The following is a 24,953-nucleotide window of genomic DNA, read 5'->3' as shown; positions in this document are numbered from 1 at the left end:
AGTCTACGCATCTGGATCGTAGAAGAACCCAGCACACCGGAGTCCTCAGCGACGGCCGGTGGAGCGCCCACGACAGAAGAATGTCGGGGGCAACGGAGCCCCGCGGCATCTTCAACTGAGCGCTCGGTCCCCCCTGGCCGGCCGCGCTCACTCGGCAGAACGGAACGGCGCATGACGCGTGGCAAGGGCGAGGGCTCGATCTACAGGGACGGCACGCTCTGGCGGGCCTCCATCGAGCTCCCGCCGCGGAACGGCAAGCGCCGCCGCAAGAAGGTCTCCGGGAAGACCAAGGCCGAGGTGCTCAAGAAGATGCGAGCGCTGCAGCGCGAGCTCGACCGCACAGGCGACCTTGAGACGTCGTCACCGACCGTGGAGGCGTGGATGCATGTCTGGTTCACGAAGGTCGCGCTCAAGAAGAACCGGCCCCGCACGACGAACAACTGGCACGGCCTGATCCAGAACCACATCCTCCCCGTGATCGGGTCGAAGCGGCTGGAGAAGCTTACGCCGGCCGACGTCATCGCCGTGCACGAGCGCCTCACCGAAGACCTGGGGCGGTCATCGACGACGGCCTTGCAGGTGCACCGGGTGCTCTCCAACGCTCTCAAGTACGCCGAGCGGCAGGGGAAAGCGACGCGGAACGTCGCAACCCTCGTCGACGCACCGCAGGTGGCTGCCTCGCACACGAGCGCGCTCACGATCGACGAGGGCCTCCAGGTGCTCGACACCGCCGAGCACGACCCCCTCGGCACCCTCTGGGCTGCGTTCCTCCTCACGGGCGCGCGCGAGGGCGAGCTGCTCGGCTTCCAGCCCGACCGCATCCGCGACACGGTGATCCTCGGTGAGCGCGGCCACGCCATGGAGCTGTCCTGGCAGCTGCAGCGGTTCATCTGGCAACACGGCTGTGAAGGCAAGAACGCGGCGAAGAAGAAGATCTATGCGTGTGGTCGCAAGCGCGGGACGGACTGCCCGCAACGGTGGGTGCCGATCCCGCCGAAGCACGAGGCGGTGAACCTCGTGGGCGGCCTGTGGCTGGCGCGCCCGAAGACGAAGTCGGGGTGGCGGACTCCGCCACTCGTCGAGCCACTGAAGTCGATGGTCGCCGCGCACATCGCGGCGACCAAGGACGAGCCGAACCCTCACGGGCTGGTCTGGCGGATGCCGGACGGCTCACCCATCGACCCTGCGGTCTGCAACCGCATGTGGCACGATCTCCTCGACCGCGCTGGCGTCCCACAGGTGCGGCTCCACGACGCAAGGCACACCGCTGTCGATCTGCTCCTCTTTGCCGGTGTGCCTTCCGACGTCATCAAGGACATCGTCGGCCACTCGTCACGCCTCCAGTCGGAGGACTACCGCACGCGCGCCGTCACTCCGCGGCACGTTGCCGCAATGCGCTCCGTCCCTGAGATGCTCGCCGCCCGCCGGCTTGAGCTTGGGCCACCCATGGAGAGCGCGGTCTGAATCGTCGGTGCCCAGACGTACACTGCGGGCATGAGCCCGAACAAGCGCGATGCAGCCGACGGCTTCGACGGTCGATACCCGGCGAACGATTCCGATTGGGCCGAGCGCGCCTACCGCGAAGCGGGCATGGAGCCGCCGTGGCTGCTCCAGTACAAGGACGGCAAGGTCGTCGGCCCGGCGAAACGTGAGCAGCCTCCAGCCCCGCGGCACGAGGCTTAGGCCGTCAGGTACGCGAGGAGGATGTCGCCAGTCACCTGCAGCTCGTACGCCCACACCCCAGGGTCGTCGGACGCCTGCTGAAGGTCGAATAGCGCGTTCGGGTCGATGAGGCGTCGCGCCGCGGCCCGGTCGGCTCGGCGCTCCTGCTTCATCGCCCACGGGAGCGACGGAACACGTCGGTCGCCGGCGAGGTAGTGCTGGATCTCGTGCGCGAGCACGCACCGGGCGACCGTGTGGGAGACGCCTCGCTTCAGGATGATCAGGTCGCGGCCGGGGACGTAGAGACCATGGGTGGTGCGGAGGGTCTGCTCCTCAACGCGGATGCCGAGTTCGTCGGCGTGCTCCCACGGGTCGTACGCTACGGGGTGACGTCGTCCGGGCTGATCTCGATGACGGTGTTGGACGGCTTCGCCGCCGCGTCCCACTCCTCGAGTGCGTGCTCCTCCCCCTGCCAATCGTCACCCTTCCTTGTTCCGTTGCGGGTGACGTTAGCGGAGTCCGCCGACATCGGCTTGGCGCTGGCGGCGAGCTCTTCGGCCTCGCGCATGTAGTCGGCTGCGTCCTTCCAGCCGATGGCATCGGCGACCGCGAACAGCTGCTCGATGTCCCACCCGGTGTTGCCGGCCATGAGCCTTTGCATGGTGGTCGCGGTGATTCCGGTCTCGCGTACGAGGTCGTCCTGCGTGAGGCCCTTCACCTTGTAGGCGCCCTTGAGGACGCTGGCGAGGGCGCGGTCGATCGCGGAGACAGGATTCTTCTTCGGCACGGTCTCCAGTCTAGCTAGACAGGTCGCCCCTCGGGCAAGAAATAGTGTCCCTGCATGCTTGTGCTTGTCCCTAGGGACATGCAATCTGTCCCTTGTGACGAGAAGATCAACCCAGGTCGCGGCGAACGTGAAGACCACACTCGCCGCGCACGACGTCTCTATCGAGAGCGTCGCCCAGGCCGCCGACATCAGCGTCCCCGATCTCAACCTCCGCCTCGCTGGCGAGGTGCCCTTCGAGATCCGGGTCCTCGCTGTTGTCGGCGGCCTTTCGCACGTGCCCATCGCCCAACTGACCCAAGGAGTCACATGACTCACCCCATCGAAGCGCCCGCGAAGGAGACGCTCTCCTACTCCCTCCCCGAGCTGGCGGTGGCAACGGGGATCTCCAGATCGGAGATCTACGTCGACATCGCCGCGGGGAAGCTCACGACCTTCCGACGCGGCACCAGACAGTACGTCGAGGCCGATGAGGCGAAGCGCTGGATCAGGTCGCACAACGAGGAACCCGACAAGAAGGACAACGACCAATGAGCAACACCGCACGCAAGGCCCGGAAGCGCGCCGGCATCCAGTTCTCGAAGCCGGCGAAGGTCGCGACGCCGTTCTACGACCGCGAGGCGTTCAAGCAGCGAACCGCGCGGAAGCAGGAGCGGATCGCCGAGGCGCACATGCGGGTGCTGACGCCGGCGATCAAGGAAGTGCTCGCCATCCTCCGCCCGCCGAAGCCTGCCCGTCCGGTCCGCAACTACTCCCGCTGAGCCGAAGGACAGACCCGATGAAGAAGAACAAGGCCCGCAAGCTCGCGGCCATCGTCGCACTCGCTGCAGGCGCACTCCTCCTCACGTCCTGCGCGGGCGGCCCGGTCGTCCAGAGCAAGGACACCACCCGCACGCAGACCGACGGCGGTGGCTGGGTCGTCGTGAACGACGTGCTCCTGCCGAACGGCCGCCACGTCTACTGCGCAAACAGCTCCCACGGGCTCAGTTGCGACTGGGCGAACCAGCACTGAACGAAGAAACGCCCAGGTGGCAGCCCGGGCGTCTCAGAGAGGAAATCGCTATGAATTCCACCGACACTCTACCGTCGAGATCGTCGCTCCCGCCGATGCTGTTCGACGAGGACAGCTTGCGCGTGCACCGGAACGACCCGGTGACGTCGCACCTCGCGGCCGACAAGTCGCAGAGCACAGTCCATTCGGTTCGCGACAGGGTGCTGCAGCTCCTCGCCGAGCGTGGTCCGATGGCCGCGTTCGAGGTGTGCGACGCGTACGCCCGCATGGTGAAGCGCGCGGGCTGGACCCGTGTTCACCACGAGTCCCCACGGAAGCGGATCTCCGACATGAAGCGCGAGGGGCTTCTCGTCGAGACGGGCGACACCCGTATCAACGCGGAGGGCTCCCCCGAGGTCGTCGTCACGATCACCGAGGCCTGCTCGTGAGCGCGCTGCGTCGGGAGACGTTCATCTACCCACACCCGAGCCCGGTCGCGCGCCTGTCGATGGCGGCGAACGCTCTCGAGGCGCTCGACGCCATCGCGCACGAGGACGTCGTCCGATGAGGCGCGACTACGACATCAACCGGCGCCCGCCGCTGGCGCCCATCGTCGGGGCGATCATCGGGCTCGTCCTCGCAGCCGTCGCGGTCGCGTGCGTCGTCCTCTACATCGCCGGGATGCCGCTCCGATGAACCGCTGGACGGCCTTCTACACCGGCATCCTCGTCGGCGCGATCACTCTCGGCGTCCTGGCCGGCGTCACCCATCACCCGAACATCCTCACATTCTCGATCCTCCTCGCCCTCGCCGCGTTCGCGCTGGCCTGCCGGGCGCACGAGGTTCACCTCCTCTCGAAAGGCAAGCAGAAATGACTCAGACCAAGGCTCTTCGGGTGACGAATCTCAAGGCCGAGAACTACAAGCGGCTCGTCGCGGTCGACATCTCCCCCACCGGGAACGTGGTCACGATCGCGGGCCGGAATGCTCAGGGCAAGTCGTCCGTGCTGGATGCACTGTGGGCGGCGCTCGCGGGCGGTGACGCGTCGCGAGCGACGCAGCAGCCGATCCGTGAGGGTCAGGACTCCGCGGTCGTCAGACTCGACCTCGGCGACATCGTCGTCACGAGACGTTGGACGAAGGACGACGCCGGCACCCTCACAGTGGAGTCGGCGGACGGCGCCCGATACTCGTCGCCGCAGAAGCTCCTCGACGAGATGCTCGGCCGTCGCGCGTTTGACCCGCTCGCGTTCGTGCGACAGACACCGAAGGAGCAGGTTGCGACGCTCGTGTCGACGGTCGACCTCCCGTTCGACCCGGTGGACCTGGAACGGCAGCGGAAGGGCGTCTACGATCAGCGCACCGAGGTCGGCCGCGACGTCGCCCGCCTGGAGGCGCAGCTCGCATCGTTCCCCGATCACGACCCGGACCTCCCGGAGGAGGAGCAGCCGGCATCCGCACTGCTCGCTGAGGCGGATGCCGCGCGCGAGCAGAACGCGAAGATCGACCAGCTCGCCCGTGACCTTGAGCAGAGGGCGAATGCGGTCCAGGCCGCCGAGAGGGCGGTCGCCGAAGCACAGGATCGACTCGCGGCTGCGAAAGACTCCTACGTTCTGGTCCAGACGGCATGGCGCGACCGCCCAGAGCAGATCGACGTGGCCGCGATCGTCGAGCGCCTCGACGGCCTGGAGGCCTCGAACCGCCGCATCCGCGCCCAGCGCGAGCGGGCCGCGCTCGCCGCGCAGCTCGCCGAGGTGAAGGGCAGACAGGCCCAGCACACGATCAAGCTGCAGGCGATCGAGAAGCAGAAGGCCGACGCGCTCGCGGCGGTCGAGTTCCCCGTCCCGGGGCTGTCGTTCGACGACGCCGGCGTGACCCTGCACGGCATCCCGCTGTCGCAGGCGTCGTCGGCCGAGCAGCTCCGCGTGTCGGTCGCGCTCGCGATGGCCGCGAACCCGAAGCTTCGGGTGCTCCGCATCATGGACGGTTCGCTCCTCGACTCGGAGTCGATGGACATCATCGCTGAGCTCGCGCATGAGAACGACTACCAGGTGTGGGTCGAGGTCGTGGACGAGTCCGGCAAGGTCGGCGTCGTCATCGAGGACGGGCAGGTGGCCCGGTGAGCGAGATCGACAAGCTGCTGAGGACGGCCCAGCAGCAGCACAGCCCGGAGCACTCGCTCGCGCTCGCGCAGATCGCGACAGCGAAGGCGATCCAGGAGCAGACAGAGCAGCTTCGAATCGCGAACCGCATCGCGCTCGGCCAGTACCGCGTCGCGCTGAACGATCTTCCGCCGTTCCGTCACCTGGTCATGGAGCCGCGCGGCGAGGACAGCGTCGCACCGGTGGCGCCGATCCGAGAGGGGTTGGGACTGTGAGCGACGCGATGGAGTCCATCAAGGACATCCTCGGGATGCCGGTCGCTCGCCCGATCCTGACGACGGCCATCCCGTCCGACGACCTCGCAGCGGACGCGGACGAATACCGCACCCTCATCGAGGCCGAATGGCGACTCGACGAGAGCGAGCTGTGCTGATGACCTTCCCCCTGTTCCCCGAGCACGTCACCGTCCGACAGCTTGACCAGATCAACTCCAACCCGGACGACCCGGACCACGACTACCGCGAATGCCGCCTCCATGGGTTCGAGGGCGACGTCGAAATCTACCGATCGGTCCTCTTCGAGCAGGCGATCGAGGAGTGGCGCTGCCCCGGCATTGACGGCGAAGACGCCCACGACGTCATCGAAGAGATCGACCTCGACGACCCAGACGCGGGCAGAGACGGGATCGACGCATGACATACCTCGACCGCATCCTCGACGACGGTACGGTGCGCGAGCGTTGGCAGGAGGCCCGCTGGCCCGTGATCGGTGCCAGCGACGCCGCGAAGCTGTCGAAGGCGTCCTCCATCCCGTCCTACCTGCGGGCGAAGCTGTCCCGCGAGTCGTTCCACGGCAACAGCTACACCGCCTCCGGGCACCGGTGGGAACCGATGATGCTCGCCTGGGCGGGCATCCCGCAGAACGTCGCCCTCTTCCACTCTCCGCAGGAGACCGGGTTCGCGGCCACCCCGGACGGCATCCTCCGCCTCGCCGACGACCGGCTGCTGTTGGCCGAGTGCAAGGCGAAGCACGGCCGCATCGTGAACGGCCCGTCGCTGCCGGAGTGGCGGCAGCTCGCCTGGCAGTTCCTCGTGTTCCCCGAGGCCGACGAGATCGAGTTCCTGTGGGTCGAGGTCATCGACGGCGAGATGCGGACCACGGAGCCGAAGCACCTGACCGTGCGCCGCGACGACCCGAAGATCGTCGACCTGACGGCGCAGATCCTGCCCATCGCGACCGAGCTGCTCGCGCAGCTCCGGCTCGCCCTTGAGTTCGAAAGGAACATCGCATGACCGAGAAAGCTTTGGTGGCGTACAGCGACGCGTCGCTCTCCGAGCGGCAGCGCTACGCCCAGACCCTCGCCGCGGGCGGCGACCTCATCCCGAAGGGGCTGTGGGCGCAGGTCCGCCAGCCCGACGGCGCCGTGCTCAACCAGCCTTCGCCAGGGAAGGTACTGCTCGTGATGGAGACGGGCGACATGCTCGGCATCCACCCTGTCGCGGCGATGCAAGGCGTCCACATCATCGAGGGGAAGGCGACCCTCTCCCCGGCGCTGATGTCGGCCGTCGTGCGCAAGGCCGGGCACCGTCTCCGGGTGCGGACGACGGGCAGCATCGCGGCCGGCGACTTCGCCGCGACCGCGTCGCTCACCAGATCCGACGACCCCGAGTTCACCTACGAGGCGACGTGGACGCCGGAGCGGGCGACCCGCGCCGGCCTCATGGGCAAGGACGTCTGGAAGAAGTACGCCGAGGCGATGTGCAAGGCCCGCGCGATCTCCGAGGTGTGCCGCGAGGGCGCCGAGGACGCGCTCATGGGCGTGCACTACACGCCGGAGGAGCTCGACCTCCCGGTGCGCGAGGACGGCGCGGCCGACCCCGACGTGATTGAGGGCGAGCTGGAGCCGACCGAGGACTGGCCGACGCTGATCGAGGCGGCGCAGACGAAGGACGCGGTGACCGACATCGTGAACCGGGCGAAGGCCGCGGGCGAGTTCACCGACCCCGTGCGCACTCTCGCGCTCGCCCGATACGGATCGATCGGCCGCGCCGAGGAGCGGGCCGAGCCGAAGGGCGACGCCGCCACGGAGCCGGAGGCTGCCGAGGAGGTCGTCGAGCCGACCGAGGACGACTACGAGCAGCAGGCCGGCGACGAGTACGCCGCGGCCGTCGAGCGCGGTGAGGTGCAGCCGTGACCGAGCTGGTGCACTCGACCACGGGCGAGCTGATCGACTACCAGCCCGTCTCGCCGATGGAGATCGAGTTCATCATCCGTGAGATCGGCGACCGCCTGGAGCGTGCTGTCGTCGTCATCGACACCCTGCAGCGCGCACGGTACGACGCCGAGGAGGCGTACTCGAAGGCGTTCGAGATGGCGAAGCTCCAGTCGAAGCGGGACCTCTACAACGAGCGCATCGCGGAGGCGCGCCTCGAATGCCTCCCGCTGCTCCGCGAGCTGAACGAGGCGAAGGCCCAGCTCCACCACGCGGAGCACCTCCAGGACGCCCTCAAGTCGAAGCTCATGGGCTACCAGAACATCAACAAGGTCAACGGCGCCGCGTACGGCGTCGGCGGCGTAGGCCGCTGAAAGCCACCCACAGAAGGGAAAACCAAATGGTGGACATGAAGGGATCGGAGACGCGCGACAGCTTCGCGGCTGTGCTCGCCACGATCCGACCGAAGACCGACATCGAGCTCGCCGACGGGCTGACGAAGCTGATCGAGGCGGTGAAGACGACCGGCAAGCCCGGGTCGCTCTCGGTCCGCTTCGACGTGAAGCTCGTCGACGGCGGTGGCACGGCGGTCATCGTGAACGACCGCATCGCGATGAAGCTCCCGGAGAAGAACCGGGAGGGCTCGATCGCGTACATCGGCGAGGGCAACAAGCTGCAGCGCACCGACCCGACCGCGATGCCCCTCTTCGCTGAAGAGGACATCCGCACCGCACCCGACTACACCGTGAACCCCGCGACCGGGGAGATCAAGGAGGCCCCGTCCGCATGAGCGAGATCGAGAACATCACCGAGGCGCAGACCGTCGCCGACCTGGCCATCGCCGGCACGAAGCCGCACACGCTCCTGCCGGGTACGGTGTACGCGGTCGCCGACGGGAAGGGTGGGCTACGAGAGCTCGACACCGACGGCTACGCCGACGTGCCCCGGCGCGCGGAGGCGTCCCGCACGGTGACCGACGCGGCGTCGTTCGTCAGCTACGTGAACCGGCACAAGCTCCCGGGGACGGAGGTGTACGCGCACACCTCCTCGTCGAGCGTGGTCGCGGTCATCGACTCCCACGAGGGCAGCTACAACGACCCTGGCTGGCAGCGCCACAAGCTGACCCTCGGCCTGGAGCACACCAAGGCGTGGCTCGCGTGGACGGCGCACGACCTCGGCCAGAGCAACCGCGCCTGGTTCGGTCAGCAGGAGTTCGCGGAGTTCATCGAGGACCGCGCCCTCGACGTCGTCGAGCCGACGCACGCCCGTGTGATCGAGCTCGCGACGAAGTTCGAGGCCACGAAGAAGGTCGACTTCGGCCAGGCGACGCGCCTCGACAACGGCGAGGTCAAGTTCGAGTACACGGAGACGATCGGCGCCGCGAAGGGCCGCAAGGGCGACCTGGAGTTCCCGAAGGAGCTCAAGCTCGCGCTGCGCCCGTACATCGGCGGCCCGATCTACTACGTGTTCGCGTCGCTCCGATACCGCATCAGCGAGGACGGGCTGCGGCTCGGCTACACGCTGCAGCGGCCGGAGACGATCCTCGAGGGCGCGTTCGCGGACATCGCGACCGAGATCCGCGACGGCCGCACCGACAAGTCAGCCGAGTCCGGCAAGGAGACGGTCGTGCACGAGGGGATCGGCGACGTGCCGATCTTCTACGGCCGGCCGTAACCCGAACCGGGTGGCCAGGACGATTCCGACGTCCTGGCCACCCTCCACAACAGCTCCCCCATCGCAGAAGGAATCAGCGTGTCCGACAACCTTGCCACGATCCCGGCCGCCGAGCCGTTCAAGGCCAGCATCTTCATCCCGCTCGAGCGCGACCCGCTGAGCCTCAACCTCCGACTCCACTGGCGCGTCATTGCCAAGCACACCAAGCTCTGGCGCGCGTACGCCGCCGAGCAGGCGGCGGCCTTCCCTGCCCTCGGCCGCTGCAACGTCACCCTCGTCTGGCACGTACGCGACCAGAGACGCCGTGACTCCGACAACCTCTTCCGCCTCTGCAAGGCCCTCTGCGACGGGCTCGTCGACGCGGGCGTGACCGCCGACGACACGCCCGACCTCATGGACAAGCACTGCCGCATCGTCCTCGAAGACCGCCGCCAGCACGCCGCCGCATGGATGTCGCTCGAAGTCGAGCAGGTGCAGGCGTGAACGGTCTGACGGAGTACGAAGAGTTCCTCGGCGAGAAGGTCGCGTTCGAGAAGTCGTTCGGTTTCCACGTGAACCCGTTCGAGCTGCACACCGCGTTGAAGCCGCACCAGCGTGACATCGTGCAGTGGGCGATCGCCGGCGGCCGGCGAGCGATCTTCGCACGCTTCGGTCTCGGCAAGTCGATCATGCAGCTGGAGATCCTGCGTCAGATCCTGAAGCGCGAGGGTGGTCGGGCGCTGATCGTGGCACCGCTCGGTGTGCGCGGCGAGTTCATCCGCGACGGCCGCGGCCGCCTCCGCGTCGACGTGACGTTCGTGCGCCGCACCGAGCAGGTCGACGGGCCCGGTATCTACGTCACGAACTACGAGTCGGTGCGTGATGGCAAACTCGACGTGAACCTGTTCAAGGCGGTCTCGCTCGACGAGGCGTCGGTGCTGCGGTCGTTCGGGTCGAAGACCTACCAGGAGTTCCTGGGTCTCTTCGACGCGATCCCCTACCGATTCGTCGCCACGGCCACCCCGAGCCCGAACCGATACAAGGAGCTGATCCACTACGCCGGCTTCCTCGGCGTGATGGACACCGGTCAGGCGCTCACGCGGTTCTTCCAGCGCGACTCGACATCGGCCGGCAACCTCACCCTCTACCCGCACAAGGAGCGCGAGTTCTGGCTGTGGCTGAACACGTGGGCGTGCTTCCTCCAGCGGCCCAGCGACCTCGGCTACTCCGATGAGGGCTACGACCTGCCCCCGCTGGTGAAGCACTGGGAAGAAGTCGCGGTCGACCTGGCCAGCGAGCAGATGGACCGCGACGGTCAGGGCGTCCTCGTCCGCGGCGCGAAGATGTCGATGGTCGACGCCGCCCGGGAGAAGCGCGAGACTCTTCAGGCGCGCGTCGCTCGGCTGATGTCCATTGTGCATGAGCACGTCGTGGCGTCTCGTGACCAGCTGGTCATCTGGTGTGACCTGAACGACGAGCAGGACCTGATCGAGAAGTCGCTCGCCGCGGCCGGGATCTCGTTCTCCTCGGTGCATGGGGCGCTGTCCGACGAGGAGGCCGAGCGACGTCTGGAGGCATGGCGCGCCGGCGAGACGACGGCGCTGATCGGCAAGCCGGTGATGCTCGGGCAGGGCATGAACCTGCAGCAGGCGTCGACGGCGATCTTCGTCGGCATCACGCACAAGTTCAACGACACCATCCAGGCTGTGCACCGCATCCACCGCTACGGGCAAATGCGCGAGTGCCGTGTCTTCCTGATCTACGCCGACACCGAGGGCTCGGTCAAGGACACCCTGGAGGCGAAATGGGAGGAGCACGAGCGCCTCGCCGAGACGATGTCGGACGTGATCCGCGAGTACGGGCTGAACCCTGGCCGGATCACCGCCGAGCTCACCCGGTCGATGGGTGTGAAGCGCGCGGAGGCGTCCGGCGATGACTGGCTGATCGCGCACAACGACTGCGTGCCCGAGACGATGCAGATGGAGGAGAACAGCGTCGACCTGATCGTCACGTCGATCCCGTTCTCGAACCACTACGAGTACACGCCGAGCTACAACGACTTCGGTCACACGGACAACAACGCGCACTTCTGGGCGCAGATGGACTTCCTCACACCGCAGCTGCACCGCATCCTCAAGCCCGGCAGGATCTACGCCTGCCATGTGAAGGACCGCATCCTGTTCGGCAACGTGACCGGCGCCGGCATCCCCACCGTCTCCCCGTTCCACGCGGAGGCGCTGTTCCACGGGATGCGTCACGGGTTCGACTACATGGGCATGATCACGGTCACGACCGACGTCGTGCGGGAGAACAACCAGACCTACCGCCTCGGATACACCGAGATGCGGAAGGACGGCTCGAAGATGGGCGTCGGCTCGCCGGAGTACATCCTGCTCTTCCACAAGCCGCAGACGGACCGGTCGAAGGGGTACGCGGACGAGCGGATCGTGAAGGGCATCGAGGACTACTCCCTCGCCCGCTGGCAGATCGACGCCGCCGCCGACTGGAGGTCGTCCGGGAACCGGGTACTCACCGTCGACGAGCTCGCCCAGCTGAAGCCGGAGGAACGCTCGCGGCTGTTCAAGACGCAGTCGGAGCACACCGTCTACGACTTCGACGCTCACGTGGCCCTCGGTGAGGCGCTGCAGGCGCGTCGAGCGCTCCCGTCGACGTTCAAGTCCCTCGACCCCGGCGCCTGGCACCCGTTCGTCTGGTCGGATGTGAACCGGATGCTGACCCTCAACGGGGAGCAGGCGAGACGGAACCTCGAGTTCCACATCTGCCCGCTGCAGTTCGACATCGTCGACCGGCTCATCGAGCGCTACTCGAACAAGGGCGATCTCGTGTTCGACCCGTTCGGCGGTCTCGGCACCGTCCCTCTCCGGGCCAGGAAGCTCGGCCGCCGTGGTCGCGCCGTCGAGCTCAACCCGACCTCGTTCCGCGACGCGGTGAACTACCAGCGGGAGATGGACCGCTCCGGGCAGACGCCGAGCCTGTTCGACATGCTCGACCTGGAGATGGCGTCGTGACGTGCCTACTCAGCGTCCGCCCGCGCCCCGTCACGGAGTTCGCGAAGCACCCCGGCGACGTGTTCGATCGCGTCAAGGGTGAGTTGCAACGGCTCTTCTCGGCGGATGAGACCGTTCGTCCCCTGCGAGTAGCCGAGCGCGGTGCGGGCAGTATCGATGGCCTCTTGGGCCAGGTTGAGTTCGTCCATGCTTCGACCTTGGCATGGATTTCGGCCCCGATTTCAAGCCACCTCAGAAGTGGAGCGGCGGCAATCCGAGCACCTCACAGACGCAGTCGAGGCCGAGCCACAGCACCGCCTCGGCCGCGGGGTTGGCGTCCATCCACAGGTACGCCTTCGTCAGTAGGTTCCTCATCGTCGTTCCCTTCGTTCGCAGGAGGAGTGCGCCAGGGCCGGGCGGGATGCTCAGTCCTGTTGCTCTCTCTGTGCGCGGCGGGAACTGCCGGGTGGGGTGACGCCCTGTGATCGGCCCGAAGACCGCGAAGCCGACTCCGGCAGAGTCGCGTCTCGCGTACGCGAAGGTGCGGGAACGCTCATTCGGGATGTGCGAGGTCTGCGGCATCCGCAAGGCCACCGAGATCCACCACCGCCAACACCGCTCGCACGGCGGCCTCGACGTCGTGACGAACCTCCTGCACGTCTGTGGGTGGGGGAACCACACCGGCTGCCACGGGAAGGCGCACGCCGACAGCGACCGCTACGCGAACGGGTGGTCGGTGCGCTCCGGGTTCAACTCGGCACTCCGACCAGTCCTCTACCGCGGGCAGCTCGTCATGCTCAAGGCGGACGGGGGTCTCGACTGATGGCGAATCTCAACTGGGTTCGCGTGGACGTGAACCTCCATAGCAACCACAAGACGCTCGAGCTGCTCGGGCAGCGGGGCGGCGATCACGCGCTCTGCGTGTGGGTGTTCGGACTCGGCTACTGCGGCGGCCAGGGCAACTCCGGGTTCATCCCGGCCGCCGCGCTCGGGCTGATGCACGGGAAGAAGCGCGACGCCGACCTCCTCGTCGAGGTCGGCCTGTGGGAGCCGATCGAGGGCGGCTGGATGATCCACGACTGGGCCGCCTTCCAGCCGTCCGACGAGGAATCGCAGCGACGCACGGAGAAAGCGAAGAAGGCCGCCGCGGCGCGGTGGGCCAAGCAGAGAGGAACGGTTGCATGAGCACTACTCGGAGCATTCCTACCGGCATCGACGCTGAGCAGTGCTCGGCGGCTTCCGGAGCAATGCACGCAACGAACGCAACAGACGCAACTAACGAACGTGTCCAAGACCAGAGCGGATCATCTTCTGTTCCTGAGCACGCGACAGGGGCTGTGGATAACTCTCACCGGGTCAAGGTCGCATGCATCAACTGGGGCCACGACGGCGCACCGAAGGCGATGTCGTACGTGCTCTGGGACGACGGAGACCTCGTGGCCGAGCGCTACCACAACACGTGGGAAGCCGCGATGGACCGAGCGAACGGCCTCGCCATCAGCCTCCACCGGATGGTAGTCGCGTGATGCCGGAGACGATGATCGCCCCGTCCGAGCTGGACATGGCCCGGTTCCTCGCCGAGGTGTCGTTCGAGGTGAAGCAGGCGCCGTGGCGGTTCCACGGTCTGCCGATCCCGGAGGACGAGCTGGAGCGTCGCGAGTACGACCACGAAACCGAGAGGCTGCGTCGGTTCGTCCGCGGGCAGCAGATCACGGAAGGACAGAGAGCATGAAGCATCAGGACATCGCGATCGAGCGGTACACCACCGACGCCGCGTACCCGTACCGTCGCGTGCGGATCTGGCTGACCGAGCGCCGCGGCGGCCGGTGGGGGCAGGTCGTGCGGACGCGGCAGATCAGCCTCGACGAGGACGCGCTGAAGGCCGCGCTCCGGGAGGCGGGGCTCTGGGAGCGTGTCGAGGTCACGCGGCAGGAGAAGACGACGGTCGAGGCCGACGTCGCGATGTATGCGGCGCTCTCCCAGCTCTCTCTCACCACACGCGGCGAGCAGGCGAAGAAGACCCTGTGGGAACGCCTCGTCAAGCGGATGGGGATCTGATGAGCGGCGTTCCCACCCCGCCCGCGCCGACTTTGAGTCCTGAGCAGTTCCTGACCGTCCTGGAATTCGAGCACGGCGGGACGGACACGTTCGAGGAGGCCGACATGAGGGCCGAGACGTGAAGCTGCGTCGGGCGCGGTCGACGACGTCGCTGCTGAACGAGAAGCCGATCGAGGCGTGGTTCGAACCGCCGACCAGACCATCGCCACCACCGAGAGCGTGCAAGCCGTCGTGCTGCAAGACCCCGTACGGCTGCGCGAAGAACTACCACTGCAACTGCCACCCGAAGGAGACCCGATGAACCCCGATTGCCGAGACGGCAAGCACGACGCCTGCAACGGCGACGGATGGGACGGCGAGAACGTCATCCCGTGCGTCTGCCCGTGCCACCACGACGAGGGAGCTGATTTACAGTCAGACGCCTCGGCCGCGGCCCGTGGCGAGGCCGAGGTTCTGCACTTCGCTCCGTGGGGCTCGCCGGTCACGTCATGCGGGAAGCCGGTCCCTCGCGACCTGGCGACCGTCACCGACCGCCGCGCGGCGACCACCTGCGAGGACTGCCGGTCGCGATTCCGGGAGGACCAGCGATGAGCAACGGCAGCGAGCACATCCCCGAGAAGATCCCGACCGCGTTCGGCATGGTCACCCCGGCATCGAAGCCGTTCGCTCCTGGCGAGTGGATGCGCGAGTGGGCCGATCGGCTGGAGGCCCGGCAGCGGCAGATGATCCGCAACTCGTACATCATGCAGGGCATCGACCCCGACAACCGGCCAGAGATCACCGAGCGTCGACCGCTCGACCCGGCTTTCATCGAAGCGCGCGCCGAGTTCGCCAAGCGGTGGGAGGAGCTCGTCGCGGAGGGCGAGGCGGCCGGATACCTCGGCCGCGACCACTGCTACGAGTGTGGCGGCGAGCTCGCAATCAGCACCCACACCACCGAGGCCATCAGAGTGCCGAACCCCGACTTCGACCCCGACAAGCCGAACCCGTACGCGCAAGATCCGACCGTAGACGACGTCCTGATCGTCCCCGTCGTGCAGCATGACGCAATCCACATCGGAGGCGACTGTGGCTAGGGCGATCGACGCCCCCGACTGGGCATGGGCGCTGCTGAACGCCGTCGAGGAGTTCGAAGACGTGCACCCGACGCTCGACGAATGCCTCGGCGACGCTCTCGCCACCGTCCCGAAAGAGGCACGGACCTTCGCGGCCGGCATCCGCCACCACATGCGCACTGTGCGCCTGACCACCGAGGAGACCACCGAATGACGCTGCTCTGCATCACGAACGACGTCCCAGATCTCCGGTCGTGCACGATCCGCGACCAGCACCTCTCGAACTGCGAGAACGACGCGTGCCCAGGCTGCCTGCCCCGGCCGGCCGAGCACGGGCTGCTCTGCTACTCGTGCGCGACGAAGCTCGACGAAGCCCTCGCCGTCTCCGTTGACCTGATCTCGCACTGCCGCAGCATCGAGTCCGGCCCCCGCGACTCCTCCGGTGTGCGCACTGCGCCCGGCTCCCGCGTCATCCTCCCGACGTCGTGGGTGCAGGCCGACACCCTGTACCGGCAGCTCGCCGCCGTCGCGGTCGCGTACTCGGTCGACTGGGGCGTCGACGAGCCCGAGTGGGACGTCACCGCGTCGCACCACAACGGCTTCCACCCGGAAGCACCGATCGAGGCCGTCTGGTGGGTGACCGACATCCTCACACGGTACGTCACGGCCGCCGTCGACCGGCTCCGCACGAAGCACCACGGCGCCGAGCAAGCCGTCCGCTACGTCGCCGCCGTCCAGACCGCGCTACACGCATTCCCCCTGGAGCAGAAACCGCGCCGCATCCGACACGTCCGCTGCCGCGTCTGCCACCACGAGTCGCTCCGCTGGAAACCACCGCTCGAGCACCTCGACCCCATCGTCATCCAGTGCTCGAACCTCGGCTGCGGTGCCCTCTGGGACCCGCAGATGGTCGACTACGACCTCCGCCAGCTCCGCGAACAGATCGAGGCCGACCTCGCCGGCCAGAGAGGAACAGCAGCATGACCGAGAAGCGAGCTGACATCGTCGACCATCACGGGACGAGTGTCGCCCGCGAGATCATCGGCGGCGCGACCGTCACGAACCAGCGAGCGCTCGGCGTCGACGGCGCCCGCGAGATAACCGTCTACGGGCCAGAGATCGCGCGCCACCTCGTGGTTACCCGCGACATGCCTCGGCAACTCGTCGATGGCGCAATCCGTGACGCGACCCGCGACGTGCAGCATCTCGCGCTCGACGCGTACAACCTCGACGAACTGATCGAGCAACGTTTCTCTCGCGAGCTGAACCACCTCTTGCGCGATGTCGGATTCGGCGGCCCAGCGGCGATCTGGGCGCTATGGGTGTCGCGCCGAGCGGCGGCGAGGGAGGCGCGTCGATGAGCGCTGCACGCTTCCGCCGAGTCAACGACCGCCAGGTGACCGCGATGCTCTACCGCAAGGTGCAGCAAGAGATCTCATGCATCTGGTGCACGCTCGGGAGGACCCAGTGAAGGCCGAGCTCACAATCGCCGAGGCCGTCGCCGCCTCGGGCCGATCGAAGACGACCGTCTACCGGTGGATGGACGAGGGTCTCCTCCGCTTCGAGGAGACCTCCGAGGGGCGCACGGTCCGCTCCATCGACCTCATGCGCGTCGCCGGCCGCCAGCGCCGAGGCAGACCCAAGGGGACGTCGAAGTACCGGTGACGACACGCCGCACAACGTCCCGCGAACCCGCTCGAAGTAATTCGGGAAAAGCGGAACCATGGATGTAGTCGGATGGAGAACTCCACCCAAGAAGGCCCGGCCGGGCTCCCCCACCTGGCCGGGCCTTCCCCATGAGCACGGCGGCCCGCGTCAGCACGTCGCGTGAACGGCGAAGGCAGCCCGCTACGGCAAGCCGTGTACCTTTCCACGGTGGCTGACCTGCGCGGGCCGCCGAACACACCAGCGCAGGAGGACACAATGGCGATCAACCTCGGCCCCGACTTCGAAGCCGAAGCCGCCGCCCTCGCCGGCATCACCCAGTTCGACGCCGGCTCCCTCGACGTCCAATTCCTCAACCCGACCGGCGACACCACCGTCCGCCTCACCGTCGCCGTCAACGTCGACACCCCGACGCTGAAAGCCCTCATCACCAAGTACGCGTCGTAAGCGCCGCGGCACCTCCGCTGGAAGACTCGGAAGCTCTAGCCGTCAACCCGGGTCGCCCAACCGAGCGACACCTCGAACGGATCGTGGTTCTTGCACTCCGGGTTCTGGCACCGCCACGGCACCAACTGCGTCGGACGCTGCGAACGCGTCTCGATCGGCCGAACATCACACGCGGACCCACACAAGCCACAGATGAACATGCACTGACCCTAGGCCCGAAACGGGCAACAGACCACGCCGAAACGGCAGAGGTGACCGACCATGACCGCAGCAGGCCGAACATTCGACGCTGAACGCGCCCAAGAGCTGTTCGACCAGGGCCTCGGCTGCAACGCGATCGCGCGCGAGCTCGGTGTCGCACCGTCGACGGTGTCGAAGTGGGCGAAGGACACGAAGCGCGTATTCGACCGGACTCAGACCGCGGCTGCGGTGAAGGCGCACACGGTCGACCTCGCTGCGGGACGTATCCGGCTCGCGGAGAAGATGCTCAACGCGGCCGAGGCGATGATCGACGCGATCGACGACCCGTACCTGGTGTACAACTTCGGCGGCAAGGACAACACCTACAACGAGACGCTGCTCGACAGTGCGCCGGTCGAGGTGCGTCGGAACATCATCACGACGGCGGGTATCACGTTCGACAAGCTGTCCCGGATCGTGGAGAACAGCGGTGCTGGTGCGGACGACGCGAAGAGCATGCTCGCCCAGCTCGGCCGGGCGCTCGGGATCGGACAGGAGACCAGCGAATGAACTACCACCTGGCGTCCCTTCTGCTCGGCTACGGGCTCGGCGTGATCGCCTCTCTCGCGGTCCAGGTGCTGATCCGCAGGTGGCGGAGGCGTCGTCGGCGCTCGTACGCCACGGGCGGAGTCGTCAAGGGCACCGGTCGTGACAGCATCCCGGCGCTCCTCGACTCGGGCTGTGCGATCCGGGTGTCGGTGGGGCCGCAGGAGACTCTCGACGCCTACCTGGAGAGCCTCCGCGCGTATCTCGCGGCTGTGGATAACCCGTCCAGCGACCGTCCAGACTAACCGCTGATATCGCCCGTTACATCAGCTTGAGGATTCCCTGAGCGTCCGCTCTGTGGATAACCGGAGGCGGCGCGAGCGCGTCTGGCGACAACGGCCGGCGCTCGCGTACGTCTCATCAACCCAGGAAGAGGCAGCACCCAGTATGTCCGAAAACATGACCGGCCCGAAGGCCGAACCCATCGTCATCCCCGAGTACGTGGACGCCGTGACCGCGGGCCAACAGGCACGCGATCGGTTCTTCACCGCCGCCGAGGGCAACCCGCCCACGATCGAGCAGCGCGCCCTAGTCACCGAGCTCACGCTCCAGGTCCGACAGCTCGCATCGAAGATCATCCGCCAGGTTCCCGACGGCCGGAACAAGTCGCTCGCACTGACCGCGCTCGAAGACGTGCAGATGCGCGCCAACCGGGCGATCTTCGAACCGAAGTAGTCCCCGCGGGGAGGTCGTCGTGCTCGCGGTCGCTGACCTCCCCATGTCCGACAAGCAGCTCACCTCGATGCGGCAGTCCGACGGGCGCGTGTGCATCTGGGAGGGCTCGATCCGCTCCGGTAAGACGATCACCGCGCTGCTGCGATGGCTGATCTTCTGCGCGACCGCACCCCGCGGCGGCGAGCTCGTGATGATCGGCCGCACCCGCGACAGCGTGTGGCGCAACATGGTCGCCCCGCTGCAAGACGTCTCCCTCTTCGGGTCGATCGCTGACCAGGTGATCGGCAACTACGGCGCCCCCACCGTCTCGATCCTCGGCCGCCGCGTCCACATCCTCGGCGCGTCCGACGCGAAGTCCGAGAAGGTCATCCGAGGGATGACCGTCGCCGGCGCCTGCGTCGATGAGGTGACCACCATCCCCGAGGAGATGTTCACCCAGCTTCTCGGCCGCATGTCGGTGCCCGGTGCGCAGCTGTTCGGGACGACGAACCCGGACAACCCGGCTCACTGGCTGAAGCGGAAGTTCCTCGACCGGCTCGCCAGCCTGCCGGACTGGCGGTCGTGGAAGTTCACCATCGATGACAACCCGTCGTTGACCGCCGAGTACGTCGCCTCGATCAAGCGCGAGTTCACCGGCCTCTGGTACCGCCGCTTCATCCTCGGCGAGTGGGTCGCTGCCGAGGGCGCGATCTACGACATGTGGGACCCCGACCGGCACATCGTGCCGTGGGAGTCGCTGCCGGTCATGCGCCGGCTGCTCGCGGTCGGTGTCGACTTCGGTACGACGAACGCGACCGCCGCGCTCCTGCTGGGCATCGCTGACACCCGCGACAAGTTCGGGCAGCGCACCGGCTCCAACCTGTACCTGATCGACGAGTACCGCTACGACCCGGCGCACGCGCAGGCGAGGAAGACGAACGAGCAGCTCTCCGGCGCCCTCCGCGCGTGGCTCGGCTCGCAGCACCTCCCGAAGCCGACGCACCTTGTGCCCGAGTGGGTGTTCCTCGACCCGGCCGCTGCATCGTTCCAGGTGCAGCTACAGGCTGACGGCCTCACGAACGTGCGCCACGCCGACAACTCGGTGTCGTACGGCATCGGCACGGTCGCGTCGCTGCTGTCCTCCGGTCACCTGTTCACGACCACGAAGACCCCCGGGTTCAACCAGGAAGCCCCCGGCTACTCCTGGGACCCGAAGGAGACCTCGAAGGGCAACGACAAGCCCGTGAAGGTCGCCGACCACTCACTCGACGCCGGACGCTACGCGATCACCACCACGGAGAGCGTGTGGCGTCCCCTCCTCGCCGCATAGAACGGAGCCGACGATGCCGCTGCCCGACTCCGAGAAGGTGTGGCCTCCGGCACAGCTGACCCACGCGCTCGACGCGATGGCCCGCTACGACGCCTGGTACACGAACGATGTCGACGCGCTCGGCTACCTGTACTCGGTGACTCAGCTGAACCAGTCGACGTCGTTCTGGGGTCAGGTGCGCCGCTGGTTCTGGGGCACGCCGACGCCGCAGGGCTCGGCGCAGCGTCCGAACAAGATGCACGTCGCGGTCGCGTCGTCGATCGCGCGCATGGCGGCGAACGTGGTGTTCTCGCAGATGCCCGACGTCCGCTTCGGTGACAACGATGACCACGACGAGGACGACAAGGGCCTCACCGCTGAGGGCAAGACCGCGGCGACGAAGCGCGTCGGCGAGATCCTCGACGACCGTGCGCACTCTGTCCTTCTGGAGGCCGGCGAGCTGCGGTTCGCGCACGGCGGCTCGTTCGTGAAGGTCGCGTGGGACAAGGACGTGTCCGAGGACGGCCCGTACCTCGTCGCTGTCGCGGCTGACGCGGCCGTGCCGAAGTTCCGCGGCCGTCGCCTGGTGAACGTGATCTTCTGGTCCGACCTCGCACCCCTCGAAGGCAGCAAGAACACGTACAGGCTGCTCGAGATGCACGAGAAGGGCCGCATCGAGTACGGGCTGTACGAGGCCACGAGCTCGAAGGACCTCGGCATGCGGGTCCCGCTCGACACTCACCCCGACACGGCGTACCTCGCGCCCCTCGTGGACGCTGACTCGGCGATCCCCACCGGGTCGAAGAAGCTCACCGCCGCGTACCTGCCGTGGGCGCGCCCGAACGGGAAGCTCCGCAAGGACCCCGGCGCCCGCGACCTCGGCAAGTCCGGGCTCGACGGTGTGGAAGACCTCCTCGACCAGATCGACGAGGCGTACACGTCGTGGATGCGCGACATCCGTCTCGGCAAGGCCCGCATCGTCATCCCGAAGGGCCTGATCGAGACGGGCGCACCGGGCCAGGGTGGCACGTTCGACGCCGACCGGGAGATCTTCGTCGAGACCGGCGAGATGGTCGGCTCGATGAACCCGCAGGCGAACGGTGGGAAGGGCGCGGTCGAGTCGTTCATCACGATGTTCCAGCCGAACATCCGCTGGCAGGAGCACATGCAGACGGTCACCCACCTGCTGGCGAAGGTGTACGAGGAGTGCGGGTTCTCCCCGCAGTCGTTCGGCGACGCCGGCGAGACCGCCGTCACCGCGACCGAGGTCACCGCCCGCGAGAACCTGACCACGCTGACCCGCCAGGCATCGATCATGTACTGCCGCCCCGAGCTCCGCGACCTGTACGCAGCCCTGATGGACGTCGACCAGTTCGCGTTCAAGGGCCCCGGTCGTGGTGACGCTCTCCCGGACGTGGAGTGGCCGGATGCCGACACGATCGACCCGAAGGTCGTCGCCGACACCATCCTCTCGCTCGTGAACGCCGAGGCGATCTCCCTCTTCGAGCGCGTCGCCGCGCTCCACCCCGATTGGGACGACGAGCAGATCGACACCGAGGTCACCCGCATCCGCGAGGACTACTCTATGCTGCCCGAGAACAAGCCCGGTTTCCTGTGGGCTGCCACGGCCGCCAACGGGTCCGACACCGGCGGCGTCGACGCGAATTCGTACGGCGTCAAGGGCGCGAACACGGAGGGGATCATCCCGCCGCAGCAGCCGACACCGGACGCCGCACCGCAGCCGACCGCGGCGCCCGCTCCGAGGCCCGGACCGCCGAAGGGTAGATGATGAGCGACCCGCAGCCGCAGCAGCCCCCGACGGGGCGGCAAGCGGAGGCGGCGCTCATCGCCCTGTACCTGTGGGCCGAGTCCGCTCTGCTCGGCGGGATGGCGTCCCTCGCGCGCGGCTTCCTCACCGGCGCCCTGTCCGCGGACACCGTGCGCGCCCGCATCCACCGCATGGCGCTCGAAGTCGTGAACCGGCTGTCGCGCGAGACGCCCGCGCTTACCGGTGCGATGGTCAGAGGGTCCGCGATCGAGGCCGTAGGACCACCACGACGCGGCGCCGGCGGTTCGGGTGGTCGCGGCGGTTCGGGTGGTTCGCACGGGGGCTTCCTGCCGCCGGATTTCAACCCTGGCTTCGACCCGTACCAGCTGCACGGCATCCGCGCGGCCATCGCGATCCGCGACGACATCGACAGCGAGCTCGCCGACGTCCGCTACCGACTCACGCGTCTCGACGACGACCTGTACAAGGTCATCGCCCCGGCCGGCGCCGCCGGTCAGGTGCTCCCCATCGGGCACACGTCCGAGCAGACGCAGGCGAAGGCGTGGCGCGAGTTCATGCGCCGAGGCATCACCGGGTTCACGGACAAGTCGGGTCGCGATTGGGCGCTCTCCTCCTACGTCGAGATGGCGGTGCGCACCGCGTCGCAGCGGGCGTACAACGCGTCCCGGCTGCAGGTCGTGCAGTCGCTCGGCGGGAATCTCGTGTTCGTGGACGACGACGGCCACCCGTGCCCGCTGTGCCTGCCCTGGCAGCACGTCGTCCTCTGCATCGTCCCCGACGGCATTCATCCGTCGATCGCGGACGCCACCGCGGCCGGCCTGTTCCACCCGAACTGCCGCCACCACATGGCCCAGTACTTCGAGGGACGCACGCAGCTCCCGGCGCCGCGCGAGTGGACCGACGAGCTGCAGGCGGCGTACAACGCGACCCAGCGGCAGCGCACCCTGGAGCGGGAGATCCGGCTCGCCAAGCGGGAGCTGGAGTACGCGCGCACCCCGGAGGCCCGTCAGGCCGCCCGCCGCGACGTGCGCGACGCTCAGGCCAAGATCCGCCAATTCCTCGCCCAGCACCCCGAACTCGGGCTGCTGCGGCAGTCGCGACGCGAGCAGCTCGACCTCGCGAACGACCACCTGAACGTCCTCCAGTACGACCGCGCGATGCGGTAACGGCTGAGGCACCGCCCAGCCGGGGCCCTACGGCACCAGCGTCACCGAAACGGTGGCGCTTTTTTCACGCCCGAAACGGGAGACACCACAACATGTCCGACACCACTGGAACCGAAGCCGAGCCGACCGCCGACGCCACGCAGACGCCCGAAACGGGCGCCGAGCAGCAGACGCAGGAGCCCGACCCGATTGCCGAACTCGAGAAGTGGAAGGCGCTGGCCCGCCAGAACGAGGCCCGCGCGAAAGCGAACGCCGACAAGGCCAAGCGCTTCGACGAGATCGAGGAATCGACCAAGACCGAACTGCAGAAGGCGCAGGAGGCAGCCGCTCAGGCAGCCGCCGAAGCCCAGCAGGCCCGCCTCGACGCGCTCCGTGCCCGCACGGCCGCGACGGCCGGTGTGCCCGAGGACCTCCTCGTCGGTTCGACCGAGGACGAGCTCGCGGCCTCCGTGCAGCGACTCCTCGCATTCAAGGGCGCGACCGAACAGCCGGCCGCACCCCGCTCCAGTGGCGCGGACGCCCCCGCGGGCGCCGCCAAGCCGACCGTCTACCGGGCGGAACAGCTCAACGACCCCGAGTTCTACAAAGCCCACCGCGCCGACATCCTCCGTGCTCAGCAGGAGGGGCGCATCATCCTCTGACTCCCCAAGGAGTGACCCATGGTCAACAGCACCACCGCTGCACCGTTCATCCCGCAGATCTGGGCCAACGAGGCCCTCGAGATCCTCCGCGCGAACATCCAGCTCGCCCCCCGCGTGACGAGGGACAGCGACCTCGCCACCTTCCAGGTCGGCTCGACCCTGCACATCCCGTACCCCGGCACCCTCGTCGCCAACGACAAGGTGCAGGGCTCCCCGGTGACGCTGCAGACGCCGAACTCGACCGACACCACGGTGACCCTGAACAAGCACAAGGAAGCCACCATCCTGGTGGAGGACTTCGTGCGCGCGCAGGCGCAGCCGATCCTCATGCAGTCGTACATCGAGGCGCAGGTCGTCGCGATCGCTGAGCAGGTCGAGAACGACATCATCGCCACTTACAGCCTGTTCTCCGGCTCGGTCGGCACCTCCGGGACCGACCTGTCAGCGGCCACGCTGCGCGCCGCGGCCCAGAAGTTCACCGACAACAAGGTGAAGAAGGGCAACCGGAACCTCCTGCTGTCGACCAAGGACGTCACCGCGCTGCGCGCCGACTCCTCGCTGCAGAACTTCTTCGCCTACAACGACGGCCGCGACGGCACGATCACCACCGGCGAGCTGCCCCGCATCTACGGCCTCCAGCTGCTCGAGTCGCAGCTGACCCCGGTCGTGGCTGGCACCCCGAACAGCACCAAGAACTTCGCGTTCGACCCGGGTGCGATCGTCCTTGCGTCGCGTGCGCTGCCCGAGGCCCCCGCGGGGCAGGGCGCCGTGCAGTCGACCATCGTCGACGAGGTGTCCGGCCTCGTGCTGCGCGTCACGATGTCCTACTCGCCGAACAACCTCGGCTCGCAGGTCACCATCGACGTGCTCTACGGCGTGGCCAAGCTGCGCGACCAGAAGGGCTTCGTCGTCCTCGCCTGACCCTGTTGGGTTCGGTCCTCACCCGGCCACGTGTCGGGTGGGGGTCGTGTC

General features: G+C 67.8%; 46 protein-coding genes. 42 read left to right on the top strand and 4 right to left on the bottom strand.

Translation table 11 applies throughout. The features are described 5' to 3' along the window. Positions 1–171 precede the first annotated feature (171 nt). Positions 172–1,464: a tyrosine recombinase XerC gene (gene xerC / locus JNB50_RS13400; RefSeq protein WP_208040631.1), complete on the top strand. Its 1,293-nt coding sequence runs from the start codon at positions 172–174 to the stop codon at positions 1,462–1,464. A gap of 30 nt (positions 1,465–1,494) precedes the next feature. Further along, positions 1,495–1,683, top strand: coding sequence for a hypothetical protein (locus JNB50_RS13395; RefSeq protein WP_208040630.1), 189 nt, complete (start codon positions 1,495–1,497; stop codon positions 1,681–1,683). On the opposite strand, the gene JNB50_RS13390 is transcribed toward JNB50_RS13395, so the two are convergent. Both JNB50_RS13390 and JNB50_RS13385 read right to left on the bottom strand, forming a co-directional pair. Further along, the gene (locus JNB50_RS13390; protein WP_208040629.1) at positions 1,680–2,108 is read right to left on the bottom strand and encodes an ImmA/IrrE family metallo-endopeptidase; all 429 of its coding nucleotides are present in this window, start codon (positions 2,106–2,108) and stop codon (positions 1,680–1,682) included. The genes JNB50_RS13395 and JNB50_RS13390 overlap by 4 nt on opposite strands. Further along, positions 2,042–2,449 (bottom strand): helix-turn-helix domain-containing protein, encoded by a 408-nt coding sequence (locus JNB50_RS13385; protein ID WP_208040628.1) that lies wholly within the window; start codon positions 2,447–2,449, stop codon positions 2,042–2,044. The genes JNB50_RS13390 and JNB50_RS13385 overlap by 67 nt, the downstream gene beginning before the upstream one ends. 127 nt (positions 2,450–2,576) lie before the next feature. On the opposite strand from JNB50_RS13385, the gene JNB50_RS13380 reads away from it, so the two are divergent. The 19 genes from JNB50_RS13380 (at position 2,577) to JNB50_RS13300 (ending at position 12,432) form a co-directional block, all read left to right on the top strand. Beyond that, positions 2,577–2,759 (top strand): hypothetical protein, encoded by a 183-nt coding sequence (locus JNB50_RS13380; protein ID WP_208040627.1) that lies wholly within the window; start codon positions 2,577–2,579, stop codon positions 2,757–2,759. Then, on the top strand, positions 2,756–2,980 hold the full coding sequence (locus JNB50_RS13375; RefSeq protein ID WP_208040626.1) for a hypothetical protein: 225 nt from the start codon (positions 2,756–2,758) through the stop codon (positions 2,978–2,980). Before JNB50_RS13380 ends, JNB50_RS13375 begins: the two co-directional genes overlap by 4 nt. Then, a complete protein-coding gene (locus JNB50_RS13370; protein ID WP_208040625.1) occupies positions 2,977–3,207 on the top strand; it encodes a hypothetical protein in 231 nt (76 codons plus the stop codon). The genes JNB50_RS13375 and JNB50_RS13370 overlap by 4 nt, the downstream gene beginning before the upstream one ends. Before the next feature lie 17 nt (positions 3,208–3,224). Continuing rightward, positions 3,225–3,458: a hypothetical protein gene (locus JNB50_RS13365; protein ID WP_208040624.1), complete on the top strand. Its 234-nt coding sequence runs from the start codon at positions 3,225–3,227 to the stop codon at positions 3,456–3,458. 50 nt (positions 3,459–3,508) lie between these two features. Next, on the top strand, positions 3,509–3,886 hold the full coding sequence (locus JNB50_RS13360; protein ID WP_208040623.1) for a hypothetical protein: 378 nt from the start codon (positions 3,509–3,511) through the stop codon (positions 3,884–3,886). Beyond that, positions 3,883–4,005 (top strand): hypothetical protein, encoded by a 123-nt coding sequence (locus JNB50_RS25545; protein WP_279554555.1) that lies wholly within the window; start codon positions 3,883–3,885, stop codon positions 4,003–4,005. The genes JNB50_RS13360 and JNB50_RS25545 overlap by 4 nt, the downstream gene beginning before the upstream one ends. Then, positions 4,002–4,133: a hypothetical protein gene (locus JNB50_RS25540; RefSeq protein WP_279554553.1), complete on the top strand. Its 132-nt coding sequence runs from the start codon at positions 4,002–4,004 to the stop codon at positions 4,131–4,133. The genes JNB50_RS25545 and JNB50_RS25540 overlap by 4 nt, the downstream gene beginning before the upstream one ends. After that, complete coding sequence (locus JNB50_RS13355; RefSeq protein ID WP_208040622.1) at positions 4,130–4,312, top strand: hypothetical protein; 183 nt, start codon at positions 4,130–4,132, stop codon at positions 4,310–4,312. The genes JNB50_RS25540 and JNB50_RS13355 overlap by 4 nt, the downstream gene beginning before the upstream one ends. Continuing rightward, positions 4,309–5,559, top strand: coding sequence for an AAA family ATPase (locus tag JNB50_RS13350; protein ID WP_208040621.1), 1,251 nt, complete (start codon positions 4,309–4,311; stop codon positions 5,557–5,559). Before JNB50_RS13355 ends, JNB50_RS13350 begins: the two co-directional genes overlap by 4 nt. Beyond that, positions 5,556–5,813, top strand: coding sequence for a hypothetical protein (locus JNB50_RS13345; RefSeq protein WP_208040620.1), 258 nt, complete (start codon positions 5,556–5,558; stop codon positions 5,811–5,813). Before JNB50_RS13350 ends, JNB50_RS13345 begins: the two co-directional genes overlap by 4 nt. After that, a complete protein-coding gene (locus JNB50_RS13340; protein WP_208040619.1) occupies positions 5,810–5,971 on the top strand; it encodes a hypothetical protein in 162 nt (53 codons plus the stop codon). The genes JNB50_RS13345 and JNB50_RS13340 overlap by 4 nt, the downstream gene beginning before the upstream one ends. After that, positions 5,971–6,234, top strand: a complete 264-nt coding sequence (locus JNB50_RS13335) for a hypothetical protein (protein WP_208040618.1) — start codon at positions 5,971–5,973, stop codon at positions 6,232–6,234. The genes JNB50_RS13340 and JNB50_RS13335 overlap by 1 nt, the downstream gene beginning before the upstream one ends. Beyond that, positions 6,231–6,830, top strand: a complete 600-nt coding sequence (locus JNB50_RS13330; protein WP_208040617.1) for a YqaJ viral recombinase family protein — start codon at positions 6,231–6,233, stop codon at positions 6,828–6,830. Before JNB50_RS13335 ends, JNB50_RS13330 begins: the two co-directional genes overlap by 4 nt. Continuing rightward, on the top strand, positions 6,827–7,732 hold the full coding sequence (locus JNB50_RS13325) for a hypothetical protein (RefSeq protein WP_208040616.1): 906 nt from the start codon (positions 6,827–6,829) through the stop codon (positions 7,730–7,732). Before JNB50_RS13330 ends, JNB50_RS13325 begins: the two co-directional genes overlap by 4 nt. After that, positions 7,729–8,124 carry a hypothetical protein gene (locus tag JNB50_RS13320; protein ID WP_208040615.1) on the top strand — a complete coding sequence of 132 codons (396 nt, stop codon included), beginning with the start codon at positions 7,729–7,731 and terminating at the stop codon, positions 8,122–8,124. The genes JNB50_RS13325 and JNB50_RS13320 overlap by 4 nt, the downstream gene beginning before the upstream one ends. 26 nt (positions 8,125–8,150) lie before the next feature. Continuing rightward, entirely contained in the window at positions 8,151–8,540 is a 390-nt protein-coding gene (locus JNB50_RS13315; RefSeq protein ID WP_208040614.1) for a hypothetical protein, read from the top strand. Further along, positions 8,537–9,424, top strand: a complete 888-nt coding sequence (locus tag JNB50_RS13310) for a DUF2303 family protein (protein WP_208040613.1) — start codon at positions 8,537–8,539, stop codon at positions 9,422–9,424. Before JNB50_RS13315 ends, JNB50_RS13310 begins: the two co-directional genes overlap by 4 nt. Before the next feature lie 78 nt (positions 9,425–9,502). Further along, positions 9,503–9,907, top strand: coding sequence for a hypothetical protein (locus tag JNB50_RS13305; RefSeq protein WP_208040612.1), 405 nt, complete (start codon positions 9,503–9,505; stop codon positions 9,905–9,907). Continuing rightward, a complete protein-coding gene (locus JNB50_RS13300) occupies positions 9,904–12,432 on the top strand; it encodes a DNA methyltransferase (RefSeq protein ID WP_208040611.1) in 2,529 nt (842 codons plus the stop codon). Before JNB50_RS13305 ends, JNB50_RS13300 begins: the two co-directional genes overlap by 4 nt. A gap of 5 nt (positions 12,433–12,437) precedes the next feature. Here the strand turns inward: JNB50_RS13300 and JNB50_RS13295 are convergent, their stop codons facing one another. Both JNB50_RS13295 and JNB50_RS25535 read right to left on the bottom strand, forming a co-directional pair. Next, positions 12,438–12,620: a hypothetical protein gene (locus JNB50_RS13295; RefSeq protein ID WP_208040610.1), complete on the bottom strand. Its 183-nt coding sequence runs from the start codon at positions 12,618–12,620 to the stop codon at positions 12,438–12,440. Between the two features lie 43 nt (positions 12,621–12,663). Next, positions 12,664–12,786, bottom strand: a complete 123-nt coding sequence (locus JNB50_RS25535) for a hypothetical protein (protein ID WP_279554546.1) — start codon at positions 12,784–12,786, stop codon at positions 12,664–12,666. Between the two features lie 106 nt (positions 12,787–12,892). On the opposite strand from JNB50_RS25535, the gene JNB50_RS13290 reads away from it, so the two are divergent. From JNB50_RS13290 to JNB50_RS13195, 21 genes are all read left to right on the top strand, one after another. Continuing rightward, a complete protein-coding gene (locus JNB50_RS13290) occupies positions 12,893–13,234 on the top strand; it encodes an HNH endonuclease (RefSeq protein WP_208040609.1) in 342 nt (113 codons plus the stop codon). Next, the gene (locus JNB50_RS13285) at positions 13,234–13,596 is read left to right on the top strand and encodes a hypothetical protein (protein ID WP_208040608.1); all 363 of its coding nucleotides are present in this window, start codon (positions 13,234–13,236) and stop codon (positions 13,594–13,596) included. Before JNB50_RS13290 ends, JNB50_RS13285 begins: the two co-directional genes overlap by 1 nt. Positions 13,597–13,748: 152 nt before the next feature. Beyond that, complete coding sequence (locus JNB50_RS13280; RefSeq protein ID WP_208040607.1) at positions 13,749–13,937, top strand: hypothetical protein; 189 nt, start codon at positions 13,749–13,751, stop codon at positions 13,935–13,937. Continuing rightward, on the top strand, positions 13,934–14,143 hold the full coding sequence (locus JNB50_RS13275; RefSeq protein WP_208040606.1) for a hypothetical protein: 210 nt from the start codon (positions 13,934–13,936) through the stop codon (positions 14,141–14,143). Before JNB50_RS13280 ends, JNB50_RS13275 begins: the two co-directional genes overlap by 4 nt. Beyond that, positions 14,140–14,469 (top strand): hypothetical protein, encoded by a 330-nt coding sequence (locus tag JNB50_RS13270; protein WP_208040605.1) that lies wholly within the window; start codon positions 14,140–14,142, stop codon positions 14,467–14,469. Before JNB50_RS13275 ends, JNB50_RS13270 begins: the two co-directional genes overlap by 4 nt. Then, a complete protein-coding gene (locus tag JNB50_RS25530) occupies positions 14,469–14,591 on the top strand; it encodes a hypothetical protein (protein WP_279554543.1) in 123 nt (40 codons plus the stop codon). The genes JNB50_RS13270 and JNB50_RS25530 overlap by 1 nt, the downstream gene beginning before the upstream one ends. Before the next feature lie 55 nt (positions 14,592–14,646). Further along, complete coding sequence (locus JNB50_RS13265) at positions 14,647–15,060, top strand: hypothetical protein (RefSeq protein ID WP_208040604.1); 414 nt, start codon at positions 14,647–14,649, stop codon at positions 15,058–15,060. Continuing rightward, entirely contained in the window at positions 15,057–15,545 is a 489-nt protein-coding gene (locus tag JNB50_RS13260) for a hypothetical protein (RefSeq protein ID WP_208040603.1), read from the top strand. The genes JNB50_RS13265 and JNB50_RS13260 overlap by 4 nt, the downstream gene beginning before the upstream one ends. Further along, positions 15,538–15,738 (top strand): hypothetical protein, encoded by a 201-nt coding sequence (locus tag JNB50_RS13255; RefSeq protein WP_208040602.1) that lies wholly within the window; start codon positions 15,538–15,540, stop codon positions 15,736–15,738. The genes JNB50_RS13260 and JNB50_RS13255 overlap by 8 nt, the downstream gene beginning before the upstream one ends. Then, positions 15,735–16,508 carry a hypothetical protein gene (locus JNB50_RS13250; RefSeq protein ID WP_208040601.1) on the top strand — a complete coding sequence of 258 codons (774 nt, stop codon included), beginning with the start codon at positions 15,735–15,737 and terminating at the stop codon, positions 16,506–16,508. Before JNB50_RS13255 ends, JNB50_RS13250 begins: the two co-directional genes overlap by 4 nt. Next, entirely contained in the window at positions 16,505–16,885 is a 381-nt protein-coding gene (locus tag JNB50_RS13245) for a hypothetical protein (RefSeq protein WP_208040600.1), read from the top strand. Before JNB50_RS13250 ends, JNB50_RS13245 begins: the two co-directional genes overlap by 4 nt. Before the next feature lie 106 nt (positions 16,886–16,991). Beyond that, positions 16,992–17,189 carry a hypothetical protein gene (locus JNB50_RS13240; protein ID WP_208040599.1) on the top strand — a complete coding sequence of 66 codons (198 nt, stop codon included), beginning with the start codon at positions 16,992–16,994 and terminating at the stop codon, positions 17,187–17,189. A gap of 258 nt (positions 17,190–17,447) precedes the next feature. Next, entirely contained in the window at positions 17,448–17,636 is a 189-nt protein-coding gene (locus JNB50_RS13235) for a hypothetical protein (RefSeq protein ID WP_208040598.1), read from the top strand. A gap of 261 nt (positions 17,637–17,897) precedes the next feature. Then, positions 17,898–18,386, top strand: a complete 489-nt coding sequence (locus JNB50_RS13230) for a helix-turn-helix domain-containing protein (RefSeq protein WP_208040597.1) — start codon at positions 17,898–17,900, stop codon at positions 18,384–18,386. Continuing rightward, on the top strand, positions 18,383–18,667 hold the full coding sequence (locus tag JNB50_RS13225) for a hypothetical protein (RefSeq protein ID WP_208040596.1): 285 nt from the start codon (positions 18,383–18,385) through the stop codon (positions 18,665–18,667). The genes JNB50_RS13230 and JNB50_RS13225 overlap by 4 nt, the downstream gene beginning before the upstream one ends. Before the next feature lie 154 nt (positions 18,668–18,821). Next, entirely contained in the window at positions 18,822–19,097 is a 276-nt protein-coding gene (locus JNB50_RS13220; protein ID WP_208040595.1) for a hypothetical protein, read from the top strand. A 19-nt stretch (positions 19,098–19,116) separates the two neighbouring features. Beyond that, positions 19,117–20,406: a PBSX family phage terminase large subunit gene (locus tag JNB50_RS13215; protein WP_307794715.1), complete on the top strand. Its 1,290-nt coding sequence runs from the start codon at positions 19,117–19,119 to the stop codon at positions 20,404–20,406. A 13-nt stretch (positions 20,407–20,419) separates the two neighbouring features. Continuing rightward, the gene (locus JNB50_RS13210) at positions 20,420–22,174 is read left to right on the top strand and encodes a phage portal protein (protein WP_208040594.1); all 1,755 of its coding nucleotides are present in this window, start codon (positions 20,420–20,422) and stop codon (positions 22,172–22,174) included. Then, on the top strand, positions 22,174–23,340 hold the full coding sequence (locus tag JNB50_RS13205; RefSeq protein WP_208040593.1) for a phage minor capsid protein: 1,167 nt from the start codon (positions 22,174–22,176) through the stop codon (positions 23,338–23,340). Before JNB50_RS13210 ends, JNB50_RS13205 begins: the two co-directional genes overlap by 1 nt. 92 nt (positions 23,341–23,432) lie before the next feature. Next, complete coding sequence (locus JNB50_RS13200) at positions 23,433–23,981, top strand: hypothetical protein (RefSeq protein ID WP_208040592.1); 549 nt, start codon at positions 23,433–23,435, stop codon at positions 23,979–23,981. Between the two features lie 18 nt (positions 23,982–23,999). Then, on the top strand, positions 24,000–24,902 hold the full coding sequence (locus tag JNB50_RS13195) for a P22 phage major capsid protein family protein (RefSeq protein WP_208040591.1): 903 nt from the start codon (positions 24,000–24,002) through the stop codon (positions 24,900–24,902). The last annotated feature ends 51 nt before the right edge of the window (positions 24,903–24,953 follow it).

The sequence above is a fragment of the Leifsonia sp. TF02-11 genome, assembly GCF_017565305.1.
Taxonomy (GTDB): Bacteria; Actinomycetota; Actinomycetes; order Actinomycetales; family Microbacteriaceae; genus Leifsonia.
This window is presented reverse-complemented; position numbering and strand designations above follow the sequence as displayed.